The organism is Agromyces sp. PvR057 (genome assembly GCF_040547485.1).
In the GTDB taxonomy this organism is placed as follows: domain Bacteria; phylum Actinomycetota; class Actinomycetes; order Actinomycetales; family Microbacteriaceae; genus Agromyces.
In genome coordinates this window covers 619,847-636,903 of sequence record NZ_JBEPPT010000002.1, presented here as the reverse complement: position 1 = coordinate 636,903, position 17,057 = coordinate 619,847, and the positions used below count along the sequence as shown (strand labels likewise).

Annotated in this window: 16 protein-coding genes and 1 tRNA gene; 2 read left to right on the top strand and 15 right to left on the bottom strand. The window is 71.6% G+C overall.

From position 1 onward, the window contains the following. Nucleotides 1-64 precede the first annotated feature (64 nt). The 10 genes from ABIC29_RS12195 to topA form a co-directional block, all read right to left on the bottom strand. Entirely contained in the window at nucleotides 65-1,699 is a 1,635-nt protein-coding gene (locus tag ABIC29_RS12195) for a D-alanyl-D-alanine carboxypeptidase/D-alanyl-D-alanine-endopeptidase (RefSeq protein ID WP_354245655.1), read from the bottom strand. Between the two features lie 101 nt (nucleotides 1,700-1,800). Further along, nucleotides 1,801-2,784, bottom strand: a complete 984-nt coding sequence (locus ABIC29_RS12190) for a Gfo/Idh/MocA family protein (protein WP_354245652.1) — start codon at nucleotides 2,782-2,784, stop codon at nucleotides 1,801-1,803. A 93-nt stretch (nucleotides 2,785-2,877) separates the two neighbouring features. Continuing rightward, entirely contained in the window at nucleotides 2,878-3,210 is a 333-nt protein-coding gene (locus ABIC29_RS12185; RefSeq protein ID WP_116083520.1) for a DMT family transporter, read from the bottom strand. Further along, nucleotides 3,207-3,629 (bottom strand): DMT family transporter, encoded by a 423-nt coding sequence (locus ABIC29_RS12180; RefSeq protein WP_354245649.1) that lies wholly within the window; start codon nucleotides 3,627-3,629, stop codon nucleotides 3,207-3,209. The genes ABIC29_RS12185 and ABIC29_RS12180 overlap by 4 nt, the downstream gene beginning before the upstream one ends. Nucleotides 3,630-3,710: 81 nt before the next feature. Then, complete coding sequence (locus ABIC29_RS12175; protein WP_354245646.1) at nucleotides 3,711-4,100, bottom strand: PPOX class F420-dependent oxidoreductase; 390 nt, start codon at nucleotides 4,098-4,100, stop codon at nucleotides 3,711-3,713. 53 nt (nucleotides 4,101-4,153) lie between these two features. Further along, a tRNA-Thr gene (locus tag ABIC29_RS12170) sits at nucleotides 4,154-4,229 on the bottom strand. 77 nt (nucleotides 4,230-4,306) lie between these two features. Continuing rightward, nucleotides 4,307-5,869: an alpha/beta hydrolase gene (locus ABIC29_RS12165; protein WP_502915488.1), complete on the bottom strand. Its 1,563-nt coding sequence runs from the start codon at nucleotides 5,867-5,869 to the stop codon at nucleotides 4,307-4,309. Between the two features lie 2 nt (nucleotides 5,870-5,871). Beyond that, nucleotides 5,872-7,041 (bottom strand): DNA polymerase III subunit delta', encoded by a 1,170-nt coding sequence (locus ABIC29_RS12160; RefSeq protein WP_116083530.1) that lies wholly within the window; start codon nucleotides 7,039-7,041, stop codon nucleotides 5,872-5,874. Between the two features lie 117 nt (nucleotides 7,042-7,158). After that, the gene (gene tmk, locus ABIC29_RS12155) at nucleotides 7,159-7,779 is read right to left on the bottom strand and encodes a dTMP kinase (protein ID WP_116083533.1); all 621 of its coding nucleotides are present in this window, start codon (nucleotides 7,777-7,779) and stop codon (nucleotides 7,159-7,161) included. Next, nucleotides 7,776-10,679, bottom strand: a complete 2,904-nt coding sequence (gene topA / locus ABIC29_RS12150) for a type I DNA topoisomerase (protein WP_354245639.1) — start codon at nucleotides 10,677-10,679, stop codon at nucleotides 7,776-7,778. The genes tmk and topA overlap by 4 nt, the downstream gene beginning before the upstream one ends. A gap of 206 nt (nucleotides 10,680-10,885) precedes the next feature. Here topA and ABIC29_RS12145 point away from each other — a divergent pair, with 206 nt between their 5' ends. Continuing rightward, the gene (locus ABIC29_RS12145) at nucleotides 10,886-11,122 is read left to right on the top strand and encodes a hypothetical protein (protein ID WP_116083539.1); all 237 of its coding nucleotides are present in this window, start codon (nucleotides 10,886-10,888) and stop codon (nucleotides 11,120-11,122) included. 112 nt (nucleotides 11,123-11,234) lie between these two features. Here ABIC29_RS12145 and ABIC29_RS12140 read toward each other — a convergent pair whose 3' ends face one another. From ABIC29_RS12140 to ABIC29_RS12120, 5 genes are read right to left on the bottom strand one after another with little or no spacing between them, the layout of a single operon-like run. Then, entirely contained in the window at nucleotides 11,235-11,621 is a 387-nt protein-coding gene (locus ABIC29_RS12140) for an Rv3654c family TadE-like protein (protein WP_116083542.1), read from the bottom strand. Then, complete coding sequence (locus ABIC29_RS12135; protein WP_116083544.1) at nucleotides 11,621-11,944, bottom strand: TadE family type IV pilus minor pilin; 324 nt, start codon at nucleotides 11,942-11,944, stop codon at nucleotides 11,621-11,623. Before ABIC29_RS12135 ends, ABIC29_RS12140 begins: the two co-directional genes overlap by 1 nt. Before the next feature lies 1 nt (nucleotide 11,945). Further along, nucleotides 11,946-12,236 (bottom strand): DUF4244 domain-containing protein, encoded by a 291-nt coding sequence (locus ABIC29_RS19025; RefSeq protein WP_116083547.1) that lies wholly within the window; start codon nucleotides 12,234-12,236, stop codon nucleotides 11,946-11,948. Between the two features lie 58 nt (nucleotides 12,237-12,294). Beyond that, entirely contained in the window at nucleotides 12,295-13,335 is a 1,041-nt protein-coding gene (locus ABIC29_RS12125) for a type II secretion system F family protein (RefSeq protein ID WP_354245635.1), read from the bottom strand. After that, a complete protein-coding gene (locus ABIC29_RS12120) occupies nucleotides 13,332-14,606 on the bottom strand; it encodes a TadA family conjugal transfer-associated ATPase (protein WP_354245632.1) in 1,275 nt (424 codons plus the stop codon). Before ABIC29_RS12120 ends, ABIC29_RS12125 begins: the two co-directional genes overlap by 4 nt. Nucleotides 14,607-15,070: 464 nt before the next feature. Here ABIC29_RS12120 and acs point away from each other — a divergent pair, with 464 nt between their 5' ends. Continuing rightward, nucleotides 15,071-17,026, top strand: a complete 1,956-nt coding sequence (acs, locus tag ABIC29_RS12115; RefSeq protein WP_116083549.1) for an acetate--CoA ligase — start codon at nucleotides 15,071-15,073, stop codon at nucleotides 17,024-17,026. Nucleotides 17,027-17,057: the final 31 nt, after the last annotated feature.

Sequence of the window (17,057 nt, the reverse complement as noted above, 5' to 3'; positions counted from 1 at the left end):
CCATTCTCGTCGCAGACGCGGACATCCGCTCGCCCGCAGGCCGAGGTCGGCCGGTCGACGCGCGTCAGCTGTTCGAGAGGTCGTCGCCGCAGAGGAAGAAGCCCGTCGTGAGCGTGTCGATGGCCTGCTTGGCCTCGTCGGTCACGTCGCCGAGCGCGTAGATCGCGAAGGTCAGCGTCGAGCCGTCCTGGGCTCGGATCACGCCGGAGAGCGTGTAGCCGCTGTTGATCCAGCCCGTCTTGGCCGACACCGCGCCGTCGGCCACGGCGTTGTCGCCCGCGAACCGGTCGCTGTACGAGAGCGATCCGCGCTGGCCCGACACCGGCAGGCCGTCCATCAGCACGCCGAGATCGCCCTCGCGTGCGTTGATCTTGATGAACAGCTGCGTGAGGTAGTCCGGCGGCACGGCGTTGTCGTCGCTCAGGCCCGAGCCGTCGACGATGGAGATGCCCGCAGTGTCGATGCCGTAGACCTGGAGGCCCTGCAGCACGCCCGCGTTGATCGCATCGAACGTGTTGCCCGACCCCGTCTGGATCGCGACGAGGCGCGCGAGCATCTCGGCGACCGTGTTGTCCGAGACGACGAGCGCCTTGTCGACGAGTTGCGCGACCGTCGGGGAGCTCACGGCGCCGAGCTGCTGCGCTCCGGCGGGGGCCGTGCCGCGCTCGACGACCGAGATGCCGCCGAGCTGGTCGGCGAACGCCTGGCCTGCGCGCCCGATCGGGTCGGTGCTGCGCCACGAGGTGTTGGCGCTCGGGTCGTCGCGGTCGCCGTCGACCTGCAGCGCGGTGATGTTCGACATGTAGCCGTCATCGCGCTCGACGGTGTCCCAGCTCGCCTGGTACTCGTCGCCGCCGAAGTATCCCGCGTCGAGGATGAGCTTCGTCAGCGGCGGGTTCGAGGGGTCGGCGGCCCACGCGGCCCGCACCTGCGCGGCGAGGTCGTCGAGGTGCGCCGCACCCGGGTACACGGTGTCGGTGCCGCTCGGCGTCCGCGAGAGCGTCACGTCGCCGCCCCCGACGAGCACGGCCGAACCCGGCTCGGCACCCTTCACCACGGTCGTCGTCGCCCGGTAGTCGGGGCCGAGCACCTCGAGGGCGGCCGCGGACGTCAGCACCTTCATGACGCTCGCCGTGCGCGACGGCGTGGTGCCGCCCCGGTCGTAGAGCACCTCACCGGTCGCCGCGTTGCGCACCTGCGCCTGCAGGTTCGCGAGGCGCGGGTCGGCCGCGCGGTCGGCCACGGAGCACGTGCGGACCTTCGTGTCGATCGCGCTCGGCGCCGCGACGGCCACGGGCACGGGTCGGCCCGGGTCGGCGGTCGGGGTCGGCGTCGCGGTCACGAAGGCGACCGGCGCGGCCTCCGGCGCGTTCACGGCGATGCCGGCGAACACCGCGCCGACCCCGAGCAGCGCGAACGCCACGGCGCCCGCGGTCACCGACAGGGCGACCCGGTGCTTGCGTGCGAAGGCTCGGATCGAGGTGCCACGACCGGCAGGCGATGCTGCAGCGGCCGTCGCGCCCGACGCGGCGATGGCGGATGCCGGCGCCTCGGCGCCATCCGTCGGCTGCGGCTCGTCGGCGGGCACGGGCCCGCCCGCGGCATCCGCCGTCTGGAGCAGCTCGGTCTCGGCGCCCTCGCTGCCCTCGGATTCGCCGACGGAATCGGGCTCGCCCGGGGCATCCGTCTCGTCGGTCATTCGGGCAGCCTACGCGGCGCACCAGACCGAAGCCTGATCACAGCCCGAGAATCACCTGAACGACCGACCGATCGGCCGTCGACGCGGATGCCCGCGAGCGCTCACTCGCCCGGGTAGCGCAGCCCGATCTGCTCGCGGATGGTGTCGAGCGTGCCCATGATGGCGACCGTCTCGTCGATCGTCAGCAGGTCTCCCCCGAGCGTGCCGGCGGCCACGAGTCGTTCGACGGCCTCGGCCTGGAAGTGCATGCCGCGACCGACCACCTCGGAGGTGAAGGACTCGAGCACCGTGCCGTCGTGCGACACGACCCGGAACGTCGTCGGGGTGTACCAGACCGCGTCGATGTCGATGCGGGCCTCGGTGCCGAGCACGGTGGCCGCGTTCGGGCCGCGGGTGTCGCTGGCCGAGACCGTCGTCGCGATGCGTCCGCCGTCGTAGCCGAAGACGGCCGCGATCTGCGCGTCGGCGCCCGTGTCCTTGAACGTCGCCGTGCTCTGGATCGTGCGCGGCTCGCCGAAGAGGTCCCACGAGAACGACACCGGGTAGATGCCGAGGTCGAGCAGCGCGCCGCCGCCGAGCTCGAGGGCGTTGATGCGGTGCCCCGGGTCGTCGGAGAGCTTCTGCGTGTGGTCGGCGATGAGCGAGCGCACCTCGCCGAGCGTGCCGGCGGCGATGATCTCGCGGATGCGCACCATATGCGGCAGGTAGCGGGTCCACATCGCCTCGAGGGCGAGCAGGCCCTTCCCTGCGGCGAGCGCGGCGATCTCACGGGCCTCGCCGGCGTTGAGCGTGAACGGCTTCTCGACGAGCACGTGCTTGCCGGCCTCGAGCACGAGCCGCGCGTTCTCGGCGTGCACCGGATGCGGCGTCGACACGTAGATCACGTCGACCTCGGGGTCGTTGACGAGCGCCTCGTAGCTGCCGTGCGCGTTCGGGATGTCGAACTCGGCGGCGAACGCGTCGGCACCCGCCTGCGAGCGCGACCCGACCGCCTGCACGGTGAAGCCGTTCAGCTTCAGGTCGTTGGTGAAGGAGTGGGCGATGCCACCCGTCGCGAGAATGCCCCAGCGCAGTCGATCCGTCATGCGCCAAGCCTAGCCACGCGCACCTCCGGCAGGAGAACGGATGCCGCGGCGCGGGCGTCGGCAGCTCGCGGCCGCCGTCCCGACCTGCCTCGTTCAGTGCACGGGGGTGCCGAGCTCGACGAGCAGCACGCCGCCGACGACGAGCGCGACGCCGGCGCCCATCACCCACGTGAACGGCTCCCGGAAGAGCAGCCGGCCGGCGAGCGCGGTGAGCACGACGCCGACGGCCGTCCACACCCCGTAGGCCACGCCGACCTGCATGCCCTGCGCCAGCGTCGCCGCGAGCAGCACGAACGACGACAGGTAGCCGACGACCACCGGGACCAGCCAGACGCGGCGTCGACGGACGGCGTGCGTGGCCATGCGCAACGACAGGGTGGCGCCGACCTCGCTGAGGATCGCGAACGCCAGGAGCACCCAGCTCATGCGCCGGCCTCGCCCGTGGCGCGGTCGGCGTCGGTGGCGCCGCTGGCGCCGTCGCCGATCGGGACGGCGGATGCCTCCGCGCGCCGTACGGCCAGCTGGGGCCCGAGTTCGATGAGCAGCACGCCCACCGCGATGAGCCCGATGCCCGCGAGCATGATGGGCGTGAGGGGGTCGCCGAAGAGCGCCCATGCGAGCACGGCCGTCAGCGCGACCCCGGTGGCACCCCAGATGCCGTAGGCGACGCCGAGCGGCATGCCCATGCGCAGCACCTGCGAGAGCAACAGGAACGATCCCGCGTATCCCACGACCACGACGACGTAGAGCCACGGATGCCGCTGGGCGGCGTCGAGGCTGAGGGTCGCCGTGACCTCGAGCACGATCGTGAGGGCGAGCACGCCCCAGGCGCCGGTGCGCGGCATCCGCCCTCCTTCTCTTCGGCCGAGTTCGTTGCGGCGGAGCGATCGGTTCGGTGGAGCGATCCTCCCCGGCGGATCGGACGGTCAGCCGAGCGTGACGCGCAGCATGACGTCGGCCTTCGCGTCCTTGCCTCGGGGGCGGATGATCGCGTGCGCGAGCGTGTAGAGGAAGCCGTAGCGGCGACGCAACAGCCCCTGGAGGCGTTCGGCCTCGACGGGCTCCGTCACGATCTCGGCCGTACCGGCGGACTCGGGCGCGCCCGCGCGCACCCGTCCGCGCAGGTCGCAGGGGGCGACGAGCACGCGAGTGTCGCGGCGCAGGCGCTTGAGCTTGCCGGTGTGGGCGGGCGTCTGCACGACGACGCGCGCGCCGTCGAGGGCGAACCACACGGGCGTCGACACCGGGGTGCCGTCCGTGCGGAAGGTCGTGAGCGCCACGTACTTGCCCGCCGTGATGGCCTCGGACGTCGTCATGGTCGCTCCGTTCGCGGAAATGCCGAAGGCCCGGACGAGTCCGGGCCTTCGAGTGGAGCCGCCTGTGGGAATCGAACCCACGACCTTCTCATTACGAGTGAGACGCTCTGCCGACTGAGCTAAGGCGGCGTGCTGAGACCGGTGCTTGCGCAGCGATCGGCACGAGAGTCTATGTTAGCGGATCTCTGGAGCGCCGTTGACCACTCTCAGCACGTCGTGCCGTCGGACGGCACGGTTCCGTCGATCAGGTACGACTCGACCGCCCCGGAGACGCAGTCGTTCGACTTGTTGTAGGCCGTGTGCCCCTCGCCCTCATAGGTCACGAGCACGCCGCTGTCGAGCTGGTCGGCGAGCGAGACCGCCCAGGTGTACGGCGTCGCGGGGTCGTTCGTGGTGCCGATGACGACGATCGGCGCTGCGCCCTCGGCGTGGATCGCCGTGCGCTCGGCCGTCGACGCGTACGGCCAGGTCACGCATCCGAGGTCGCCGTAGCCGAAGTACGGACCGATCACGGGCGCCGCCGCGGCGATCTCGGCGGCCTTCTCGCGCATGACCGCGACGTCGGACTGGTACGCGTAGTCGAGGCAGTTGATCGCGAGGAACGACTCGGTCGAGTTGTCGTTGTACGTGCCGTCGGCGTTTCGGCCGTAGTACCCGTCGGCGAAGCTCAGGGCTGCGTCTGCATCGCCCAGCATGACGGCGTCGAGCATCTCGCTGAGGTACGGCCACGAGTCGGCGCTGTAGAGCGGGTAGACGATCGCGGTCACGAGGGTGTCGGCGCCGACCTCGCGCCCGTCGCTGCCGCGCATCGGGCTCGCGTCGACGGATGCGAGCAGTCGGCTGATGTCGTCCATCGCCGCGTCGACGCTGCCGGAGAACGGGCAGTCGGTGCCCGCGAGGCAGTCGGCGAGGTAGGCGCGAAGTGCGGATTCGAAGCCGATGGCCTGCTCGCGCGAGACGTCCTCCTCCTGTGCGGCGGGGTCGATCGCACCGTCGAGCACGAGGCGTCCGACCTTCTCGGGGAAGAGCCCCGCGTACGTCGCGCCGAGGAACGTGCCATAGGAGTAGCCGAGGTAGTTGAGCTGCTCGTCGCCCAGCGCCGCGCGAAGCATGTCGAGGTCTCGGGCCGCGCTCTTCGTGTCGACCTCGCCGAGCAGTGCGCCGGTGTTCTCGCCGCAGGCCGCGCCGAAGTCGGTCTTGACCTGGCCGGCGTTCGCGATCCACTCGTCGCTGCCACGTTCGCCTGGCACGATGCCGAAGAGGAACTGGTCCATGTCGGCCGGCTCGTAGCACGTGACCGCCGAGGACCTGCCGACCCCGCGCGGGTCGAAGCCGACGATGTCGAAGCGCTGCTGCAGCGGCTGGCCGACCGCGTAGTCGAGGGAGTCCTTGACGAAGTCGTACCCGGACCCTCCGGGGCCGCCGGGGTTCACGAGCAGGGATCCGATGCGCTCGCCCGTGGCGCGGTGCCGGACGAGCGCGAGCTCGATCTCGCCGTCGCCCGGCGCCTCCCAGTCGAGCGGCGCCGTCGCCGTGGCGCATTCGAACCCGCCGTCGCAGCCCTCCCAGGTCAGGACCTGGCCGTAGTACGGTTCGAGGTCCGCCGCGACGCGCTCGCCGGTGGGCTTCGATTCGGAGGTCGGCGGCTCGAGGAACGACGGCACGCACCCGCTCAGCACGAGCAACGCCACGAGCGCCCCCGCGAGGGCGGCGGCACGGGCCGCGGTGCGCCCTCCGCGACGGTGCGGGTGCGGGTGTGCGGATGTCATGGTCATGCGGCCCCTCGGTCGGATTCGGGTCGTCGGATGGCGGAGACGAGCATGGCCTCGAGGGCGAGGGCCGGCGCGACGTTGCCCTCGATGCGCTCGCGTGCCTCCTGGATCGCGTCGAGCGTCGCGAGCGTGCGCATGGGAGCGACGGATGCCGCGGCGCGGCGCAGTTCGTCGACGAGCTCGCGATTGACGAGCTCGACGTCGGCGCCGAGCTGCAGCAGCAGGATGTCCCGATAGAGCGACGTCAGGTCGACGAGGATGCGGTCGATGCCGTCTCTGAGGCTGCGCGTCGCCCGCCGCTTCTGGTCGTCTTCGAGCGCCTTCATCTGCGGGCGCAGCGCCGCGGGCACCGCCTGGCCTGGCGCGATGCCGAGCGAGTGCAGCGCGTGCTCGCGCTCTTCGGCATCGCGGAGCGCGGTGATCGCCTTCGCGTCGTCGCCCGCGATCGCGAGGAACCTGGCCGCGGTCGAGACCGCGGTCGCCGCGGAGCGCACCTGCAGCGCGAGCTGCAACGTCTCCTCACGGCGCCGGCGCGCATCGTCGCTCGTGGCGAGCCGGTGCGCCATGCCGATGTGGCTCTGCGCCTCGCGGGCCGATCGTTCGGCGAGCGTGGGATCGACGCCGTCGCGACGCACGAGCAGGGCTGCGACATCCGCGATGCTCGGCATCAGCAGCCGCACGGACCGCACGCGCGAGCGGATCGTGGGGATCAGGTCGGCCTCGCTCGGCGCGCAGAGAATCCAGACGGTGCGCTCGGGCGGCTCCTCGAGCTCCTTGAGCAGGAAGTTCGAGGTCTGCTCGGTCATGCGATCGGCGTCCTCGACGATGATCACGCGGTGCCGGCCGATCGACGGCGCGAAATGCGAGCGCTTCACGATGTCGCGCACGTCGTCGCGCTTGATGATGACGCCCTCGGTCGCGAGCACGTGCAGGTCGGGGTGGCTGCGCGCCTCGACCTGGATGCGCGTGGGCTCGTCGCCGTCGGGGTCGCCCGAGATGAGCGCCACGGCGAACGCGTAGGCCAGGTTGGAACGTCCGGACCCCGGGGGTCCGGTGATGAGCCAGGAGTGGGTCATCTGCTGCGAGGTGCGGGCACCGGATGCCTCGGCCGCAGCCCTGAAGACGGCGATCGCCTGCTCCTGGCCGGTCAACTCGCTCCACACGCTCACGGATTCACGCTACCTTCCACTGGCGACATCCGCCGCACCGGCGACGCCACCGCCGATGCACGAGGCCGCGGGTGCGGACGGCCGCGTCGCACACCGACGATCCACCCAGATCGGGTTTCAGATCAGCGAGGCGACGCGCGCACGGATCTGCGCCTGGATCGCGTCGACGGATGCCGACGCATCGAGCACGAGGAACCGCTCGGGCTCGCGTTCGGCGAGGGCGAGGTACGCCGCCCTCACCCGGTCGTGGAACTCGGATGCCTCGGCCTCGAGCCGGTCGTACCGCGTGCGCGCGCCGTCGAGACGTGCCCTCGCCGAGGCCGCGTCGAGATCGAGGAGCACCGTGAGATCGGGCCGCAGTCCCTCGGTCGCCCACTCGGAGAGCCCCCGGACGGCCTCGGGGTCGAGCACGCGCCCGGCGCCCTGGTAGGCGACCGACGAGTCGATGTAGCGGTCCTGGATCACGACGTCGCCGCGCTCGAGCGCCGGACGCACGAGCGTCGCGACGTGGTGGGCGCGATCGGCGGCGTACAGCAGCGCCTCGGCCCGCGGCGCGATGTCTCCGCGGTGGTGCAGCACGATCTCGCGCACCTCGACGCCGACGTCGGTGCCGCCCGGTTCGCGCGTGCGCACGACCTCGCGGCCGCGCTCGCCGAGCCAGGCGGCCAGCAGCTCCGACTGGGTGGTCTTTCCGGTGCCGTCGCCACCCTCGAGGGTGATGAAGACGCCGCGCGTCACGCCTCGCTCGGCTTCGTCGTGGCCGTGCGCGCCACGGGCTTCTTCGTCGCCGTCTTCGTCGCGGTGGCCTTCGCCGCCGTCGTCTTCGCCGCGGTCGTCGTGGTCTTGGCCGCGGCGCTCGTCTTCGGGGCCGGCTTCTTGGCGGCCGGCTTCTTGGCGGCGGGCTTCTTCGTGGCAGGGGCCTTCGCCCGCGGGGCGGCGGGGCCCTTGTCGCGCTTGATCTGGAGCAGCTCGACCGCCCGCTCGAACGTGATCTCCTCGACCGTCTCGGCGCGCGGGATCGTCGCGTTCGTCGTGCCGTCGGTCACGTACGGACCGAAGCGGCCGTCCTTGACCTTGATCGGCTTGCCGCTCACCGGGTCCTCGGCGAACTCCTTCAGCGCGCTCGACGCACGGCGAGCGCCGTACTTGGGCTGCGCGAGCAGTTCGAGGGCGCCCGCGAGGTCGAGGTCGAAGATCGCGTCCTCGCTCGGCAGCGTGCGCGTCTCGGCGCCCTTCTTGAGGTACGGGCCGTAGCGGCCGTTCTGCGCGGTGATCTCATCGCCCGACTCGGGGTCGAGGCCGACGATGCGGGGCAGGTCGAGCAGCTTGAGGGCCGACTCGAGGTCGATCTCCTCGATCTGCATGCTCTTGAACAGCGAGGCCGTGCGCGGCTTCGCGGCGACGGGCTTCTTGGTTCCCCGCTTGGGCTTCGGCGCCTCGACGACCTCGCCGGTGGCGGTGTCGACCGTCGCGGCGTCGGTCGTCTCGGGCTCGAGCTCGGTGACGTACGGACCGAAGCGGCCGTCCTTGACGACGACCTGCTTGCCGTTCTCGGGGTTCGTGCCGAGCACGCGATCGGTCTGCACGGGTGCGTCGATGAGCTCGCGCGCCTTCGCGGGCGTGAGCTCGTCGGGCGCGAGGTCCTGGGGCAGGTTCACGCGACGCGGCGTCGCGTCGGGCCCGGCCTCGGGGTCGACGGTCTCGAGGTACGGGCCGTACCGGCCGATACGGAGCGTGACGCCGTCGCTGATCGGCATCGAGTTGATCTCGCGCGCATCGATGTCGCCGAGGTTGTCGACCACCTGCCGCAGACCGCGGTGGGTCTCGTTGCCGAAGTAGAAGCCGTTGAGCCAGTCGACGCGGTCGGCCTCGCCCGACGCAATGCGGTCGAGGTCGTCCTCCATCTCGGCGGTGAAGTCGAACTGCACCAGGTCGCCGAAGTGCTCCTCGAGCAGGCGCACGACCGAGAACGCGATCCAGCTCGGCACGAGCGCCTGACCGCGCTGGGTGACGTACCCGCGGTCGAGGATGGTCGAGATGATCGAGGCGAACGTCGACGGGCGGCCGATGCCGAGCTCCTCGAGCCGCTTCACGAGGCTCGCCTCGGTGTAGCGCGGCAGCGGCGAGGTCTCGTGGCCCTTGGCCTCGAGCTCGTCGAGGGAGACCTCCTGGCCCTCCTTGAGCGGCGGGAGCTTCGCCTCGCCCGAGGCGTCATCGGCGTTGCGCTCCTCGTCGCGGCTCTCCTCATAGGCCGCGCGGAAGCCGGGGAAGGTGATGACCGTTCCGCTCGCGGTGAACTCGGCGATCGTGCCGCCGACTGCGGCGGTCGCGCCTTCGGGAGCTGCGGCATCGGCGGCCGTCGGACCGACCTCGATGGTCACGGTGGCCGTCTGGCCCTTGGCGTCGGCCATCTGCGAGGCGACCGTGCGCTTCCAGATCAGGTCGTAGAGCTTGAACTCGCTGCCGCGCAGCGAGTTCGCGAGCTCGGACGGGGTGCGGAACACCTCGCCCGACGGGCGGATCGCCTCGTGCGCCTCCTGGGCGTTCTTCGACTTGCCGGCGTAGGTTCGAGGAGCCGCGGGCACCGAGTCGGCGCCGTAGAGGGCCGTCGCCTGGGCGCGGGCAGCGTCGATCGCCTGCTTCGAGAGCGAGACCGAGTCGGTTCGCATATAGGTGATGTACCCGTTCTCGTACAGCGACTGCGCCACGCGCATGGTGTCCTTGGCGGACAGTCGCAGCTTGCGGCCGGCCTCCTGCTGCAGGGTCGAGGTCGTGAACGGGGCCGAGGGACGGCGGGTCCACGGCTTCTGCTCGACCTTGGAGACGACGCGACGCACGTCGGGCGCCCGGAGCGCCTCGACGAGGGCGTGCGCGGTCGCCGAGTCGAGCACGGCGGCCTTGGACTTCAGCTTTCCGAGGTCGTCGAAGTCGCGACCCGCGGCGATGCGCTCGCCGCCGAGGCGAACGAGCTTCGCCTCGAACGCGGTCCCCGAGGGGAGCGGCGCGAAGCGCCCGAGGAGGTCCCAGTACTCGGCCGACACGAACGCGAGTCGCTCGCGCTCGCGCTCGACGACGAGCCTCGTGGCCGCCGACTGCACGCGGCCGGCCGAGAGCCCCGGGCCGACCTTGCGCCACAGCACGGGCGACACCTCGTAGCCGTAGAGGCGGTCGAGGATGCGCCGGGTCTCCTGCGCGTCGACGAGTGCGGTGTCGAGCTCGCGGGTGTTGTCCTTGGCCTTCTGGATGGCGTCCTTGGTGATCTCGTGGAAGACCATGCGCCGCACGGGGATCTTGGGCTTGAGCTCCTGCAGCAGGTGCCACGCGATGGCCTCACCCTCGCGGTCCTCATCAGTCGCGAGGAGGAGTTCGTCGGCGTTCTTCAGCGCACGCTTGAGTTCGGCGACCGTCTTCTTCTTCGAGTCCGAGACCACGTAGTAGGGCTCGAAGCCGTTGTCGACGTCGACCGAGAACTTGCCGAGGCCGCCCTTCTTGAGCTCGGGCGGAAGGTTCTTCGGCTCGATGAGGTCGCGGATGTGGCCGACCGACGAGAGCACCTCGTAGCCGTCGCCCAGGTACTGGGCGATCGACTTCATCTTGGTCGGCGACTCGACGATGACCAGTTTCTTCGCGCCTGACACCAGACTCCTCTTGTATTCCATGATTGGAGATCGCACGCGGACCGCGCCCCCGAGCGGTGTGCCGCCTGGCGGCTTCGATCGCCGCCCGACAAGCCACACCATACACACCCAGACCGGGAGCGCACCGAATTGTCCCCCGCCCGATCCGCCCCGGCATGCCGTGCGCAGACCCTTGCGATCCGGCGGCACCGGAGGAGAATCGAACCATGGAAACCTCTACCACGAGCTCGTACACCGCGAAACTGATCGACGGTCCGCTCGAGGGCAAGACGGTAGCGACCGCCTTCCTCGATTCGGGCGAACCCCGTCCTCGACTCGAGCTGAGCGCCGAGCACGGCAAGCGCTACGTCTACGGACGCGCTGCCGGCCTGGAGTTCTCCGCCGAGAACGACGACCGCCCCTCGGCCGTCGAGTACCGATTCCTCGAGACCGTCTTCGACTGATCGAGGCTCCGCTCCCGGCGAGAGCGGGAGCGATCAGGTCACGGCGGCGATGACGCCTGCCGCGACCTGATCCGTCCCGACGGTGCAGCGCGCTCCGGTCCGCGCCGATGCATCACGGGCTGCCCGGCGGTCCGGCGCGGGCGGATGCCTCGGCATCGAGCCCGGGGATCCGGGCGGGCACCGCGATCACGACCCGGCTCACGGCTCCGTCGACCTCGCACGAGCGCAGCGTCGCGCCGTTCCGTCGGGCCACCCGGTCGGCGACCTCGCAGGGCAGCCCTGCGATCACGCCGGTGACCGCGTCGGCCGCGGCGAGCGCCGCCGCATCGGCGACGGCGGCGGCACGCCGGGCATCGACGTACGTCGTCGTGACGCCCAGCACGAGGGTCGTGAGGAGCACGACCGCGGCGATCAGGCCGATCGCGACGACGGAGGCGGCACCACGGTCCCTCCCGTGAGGGCCGACGCCGCCCGGGCAGCCCGGGTGCGGCCCGGACATCAGCGGCCGCCCGACATCGCGCAGGCCTCGCTCGTGAGCCGGATCGACGCGAGGAGCCCGCCGCCCGACGCGCCGAGGGCGACGCAGGCGAACGTGCCGTCGTCGGTGTGCGACAGGTCCGCAGGCCCGGCGATGCGGCCGACGATGTCGGCCACGACGTCGACCGTCTCGCCACGGCCGAGCGCACGTGCGGCGGCGGCCGCGGCATCCGTCAGCCGCACCTGCAGGGTCACCAGGTGCACCGAGGCGAGGCACATGGCGAGCACGAGCATGATCGCGGGCAGCGCGACGGCGAACTCGGCCGTCACGCTGCCGCGATCCACGTCAGCCGACGGTGAGGGCATTCCGCACGAGGTCGGTGAGGATGCCCCGCACCTCGTCGCCGCGGAGGATGACGACCAGGAGACCGGCGAAGCCGACGGCGGCCATCGTGGCGACGGCGTACTCGGCGGTCGCCGCACCGCGTTCGCCCGCGAGCGCGGTGATCGCGCGCCGGAGCGTTCGGCGTCGGGCCGGGGCGCCGCCGACGCCCGGAGGGAGGGCGGCGGCGGGCCTGGCGCAGGCGAGGGCGGTGGCGGATTCGGTGACGGTGACGCGGGAGACGCGATCGGGCATGGGTGGTTCCTTCCGGTGATGCCGGGGGTCCGGCGCTTGGCGGCACGAGTTGGCGGGATCACGCGGCACCGCCGATGGTGCCGGTGACGACCGAGATGAGGAGGGGTGCGACCCCGAGCAGCACGAAGGCGGGCAGCACGCAGACTCCGAGCGGCAGCATGAGCCGCACGCCGAGCGCGGCTCCCCGCGTCGCGGCGTCGGTGCGGGCGATGCGACGCCCGCGGCGCGCCTCGGCTCGCAGGAGTTCGACGATCGGCGCTCCGGCCCGTTCGGCCAGGCGCACGATGTCGTCGAGGGTTGCGGATGCCGCGGCCCGGCGGGCATCATCGCCCCCGAGCCCATGACGCGCGAGCGCCGACGCGACCAGTGCGCGCGCCCGTTCGACCGACGCGCCGCCGGCCATGCCGATCGCGAGGAGCTCGAGGTCGAGTCCGGCGCCCTCGTCGAAGGCCGCTGCGCGGGTCGCGAGCGAGCGACTCCACCGGAACGCGACCCAGAGGAAGGCGCCGCCGAGGAGGAGGCAGGCCACTCCGATCGGGTTGCCGAGGAGCACCCCGGAGGTGTCGAAGCCGAGCACCGATCCGAACGCGAGCGCGACGAGCGGCAGGGCGAGCACCATGCGAGCGCTGGCGGCGGGGCCGGCGAGCGAGGTGCGCACCTCGCGCCGCACCTGCGCCTCGTCGCGCATGGCGCTCGCGAGCTCGCGCAGGCTCGTGGTGAGCGGCGCCCCGGACTCGCCTGCGACCTGCCACGCGGCGGCGAGCACGGCCCAGCCCTCGGCCTCGGGCACGTCGTCTCGCGCCGCGGCGATCGCCTCGGCGATCGGCTCGCCGGTCCCGCCCGCCTCCGCCGCAGCAGCGAGCACCGGGTCGCCCTCGCCGGATTCGGAGAGATGCCGCCATGCCGCCGACGCGGGAACGCCCGCCGAGAGCAGCACGGCGAGCCGTTCGACCACGCTCGCGACATGGTCGACGCCGGCCGCGGCATCCGGTGCGGTGCGAAGCATCGGCACGCGCGAGCGCACCATGTCCACGCCGCGGAGGAGGGCTGCACGCAGGCGTGCCGGAGCGGAGACGGGCCGTGCGACGGATTCGCTCACCGGAGGTCGCCCGCATCGCTCGGCACGGGCCCCGACGCGACGGGTGCGGGCACCGGCGCACCCGGGGGCCGGACCGCGGGCACGACCGACAGCACGCCCTCGACGAGGGTGAGCCGGCCGATGCCGGCGACCCGCCGTCGACTCCCCACGCGCTCGAGGTGCACGACGAGGTCGAACGCGCTCGATGCCTGCCTGGCGACGGCCTCGGGCGAGAGCCCGGCCGCCGCGCCGAGTGCCTCGAGCCGCGCGGCGACGTCGTCGAGGGAGTTCGCGTGCAGCGTGCCGGCTCCGCCGTCGTGTCCGGTGTTCAGCGCCGAGAGCAGCTCGCGCAGTTCGGGCCCACGGCACTCGCCGACCACGAGTCGGTCTGGGCGCATGCGCAGGGCCTCGCGCAGCAGCGCGTCGAGTCCGATGCGGCCGGAGCCCTCGATGTTCGGCTGCCGGGCCTCGAGCGCGACCACGTGCGGATGGCCGATCTGCAGTTCGGCGACGTCTTCGATGACCACGATGCGCTCCGCGGCGGGGGCTTCGGCGAGCAGCGCGGCGAGCAGCGTGGTCTTGCCGGTGCCGCCGGCGCCCGTGATGAGCAGGTTCTCGCGCGCGTGCACCGCCGCACGGAGCGCCTGCTCGTGTTCGGCATCGAGCATGCCGGAGCGAGCGAGCGCCGCGAGCCGCAGTCCACCCGCCCGCGGGATGCGAATGGACAGCAGTGTGCCGGCGGCCGACACGGGCGGTAGCACGGCGTGCACTCGGATGCCTCGTCCGAGCCGCACATCGACGGCGGGCGTCGCCTCGTCGATGTGGCGACCGCCGCGAGCGATGAGCCGCACGGCCAGTGCGCGCACCTCGCCCTCGTCGGCCCGCCAGCTCGACGCGTGTTCGGGACCCGCTCCCCGATCGATCCAGAGCCCTGCAGCTCCGTTGACGAACAGGTCGGTCACCTCACCTTCGGCCGCGTACCGAGCGAGCGGCCCGAGCTCGGAGAAGTCGTGCCCGGCCAGTGGCGGCGCAACAGGTTCGCCGGCCGGGACGCCGCCGATCGCGACCCGGCCGCCCTCGGTCCGCGTCGCCTCGAACGACTCGCCACCCGGGACTGGAGCACCCGCCTCCGAGACGCCCGGAGCCCCGAACGGCGGCAGTGGGCGAAGCAGTCTGGCCCCCGTGCCGAGTCCGACCGGATCGTCCGCTCCCGGTTCGGGCCGACGCTCGGTCGGGGCGGGCGGGCGCGGCGGCTCCCACGAGGGGGTGGCGACGAACGGGACGGCGGGCATGACACCGACGGTACGAACCGGGGCCATGCCCGCGGCATCCGTTCACCTTGTGAAAGAGAAAGAGCCTCCCCCACGCCGTTGTGGAGGAGGACTCGATCTTGCAGCGCCGCTCGAGAGCGGCACCCCTTAACGAAAGGGGGCGGCACCCATTGGGGGGAACAGGTGCCGCCTCGGCAGCGCAAGGATTGGGGGGAATCACGAGCGCTGCAGGCCACGAAAACGATGTTCGGGCGGTATTCAGCATAAGGCCTACGAATGCATGCGCAAGTACTTTTTGTCCTCATTTGTGCGGACACACAGATTTCTCTGCGCAAAGGCACAGTAACGCCGGGTTCTCCACAATGAAAGGAGGTTCGACGCACTCCGTCACGCACGAGTCGTCGCCCCCGCATGGGGCAGGTAGGGTGCTCTTGGGGCAGGCGACCCACCGATGATCCATATCGCGAAGGAGCGACTGAAGAACCATGACCGTTCAGATCGATCACGCGCTCGAGGAGATCAGGCGATTCCGCCCGAGCCCCGAGTTCGCCGCCAATGCCGTTGCCGACGCCGGCCTCTACGAAGCCGCACAGGCAGATCGCGTCGCGTTCTGGGCCGACCAGTCGCGCGACCTGCTGCAGTGGGACAAGCCCTTCACCAAGACCCTCGACTGGACCAACCCGCCGTTCGCGAAGTGGTTCGAGGACGGCGAGCTGAACGTCGCCGTCAACTGCCTCGACCGCCATGTCGAAGCCGGCAACGGCGACCGCGTCGCGCTGCACTGGGTCGGCGAGCCCGGCGACACCCGCGACATCACCTACGCCGAACTCACCGCCGAGGTCAAGCGCGCCGCGAACGTGCTCACCGACCTCGGCGTCGGTTCGGGCGACCGCGTCGCCATCTACCTGCCGATGATCCCCGAGGCCGTCGTCTCGATGCTGGCGGTCGCCCGCATCGGCGCGATCCACTCGGTCGTGTTCGGCGGCTTCAGCGCCGACAGCCTCGCCTCGCGCATCGACGACGCCGAGGCATCCCTCGTCATCACCGCCGACGGCGGCTACCGCAAGGGCAAGGTGTTCCCGCTGAAGCCCGTCGTCGACGACGCCCTGACGAAGTCGGTCGGCGGCAGCGTGCGCAACGTGCTCGTCGTGCGTCGCGGCGAGAACGAGGTCGAGTGGGCCGACGGGCGCGACCTGTGGTGGCACGAGACGGTGGCCACCGCGTCATCCGAGCACGAGGCCGCGTCGTTCGAGGCCGAGCACCCGCTGTTCATCCTCTACACCTCGGGCACGACCGGAAAGCCGAAGGGCATCCTGCACACGAGCGGCGGCTACCTCACCCAGGCCGCGTTCACGCATCGGAACGTGTTCGACCTGCACCCCGAGACCGACGTCTACTGGTGCACGGCCGACGTCGGCTGGATCACCGGCCACTCGTACGTCGTCTACGGGCCCCTCGCGAACGGTGCGACGCAGGTGCTCTACGAGGGCACCCCCGACACGCCGCACCCCGGCCGCTGGTGGGAGATCGTCGAGCAGTACAAGGTGTCGATCCTGTACACGGCGCCCACCGCCATCCGCTCGTTCATGAAGCTCGGCCGGCAGATCCCCCACGCGTTCAACCTGCGTTCGCTGCGGCTGCTCGGGTCGGTCGGCGAGCCCATCAACCCCGAGGCGTGGATCTGGTACCGCCACGTCATCGGCGGCGGCTCGATCCCCGTGGTCGACACGTGGTGGCAGACCGAGACGGGCGCGATCATGATCTCGGCGCTGCCCGGCGTGACCGACCTGAAGCCCGGCAGCGCGCAGGTGGCCGTGCCCGGAATCACGATCGACATCCTCGCCGACGACGGCACCCCCGTCGAGGGTGAGGACGGCGGCCTGCTCGTCATCACCGAGCCGTGGCCGTCGATGCTCCGCGGCATCTGGGGCGACCCCGAGCGCTTCCAGGAGACGTACTGGGAGAAGTTCGGCGACAAGTACTTCGCCGGCGACGGTGCGCGCCGCGATGCCGACGGCGACATCTGGCTGCTCGGCCGCGTCGACGACGTCATGAACGTGTCGGGCCACCGCCTCTCGACCGCCGAGATCGAGTCCTCCCTCGTCGCGCACCCCTGGACCGCCGAGGCCGCCGTCGTCGGCGCGGCCGACGAGACCACGGGCCAGGCCGTCGTCGCGTTCGTGATCCTCAAGGCCAGCCAGGCCGCGCAGGTCACCGACGTGGCCGCGGCGAGCGAAGAGCTGCGCAAGCACGTCGCTGGCCAGATCGGCGCGATCGCGCGTCCTCGTCAGGTCTTCATCGTGAACGAACTGCCGAAGACCCGCTCGGGCAAGATCATGCGGCGCCTGCTGCGCGATCTCGCCGAGGGCCGAGAGGTCGGCGACACCACGACCCTCGCCGACACGTCGATCATGCAGGTCATCAGCGACCAGGTGAAGTAGGCGTCAGCCACGGACGACGGATGCCGCGGCG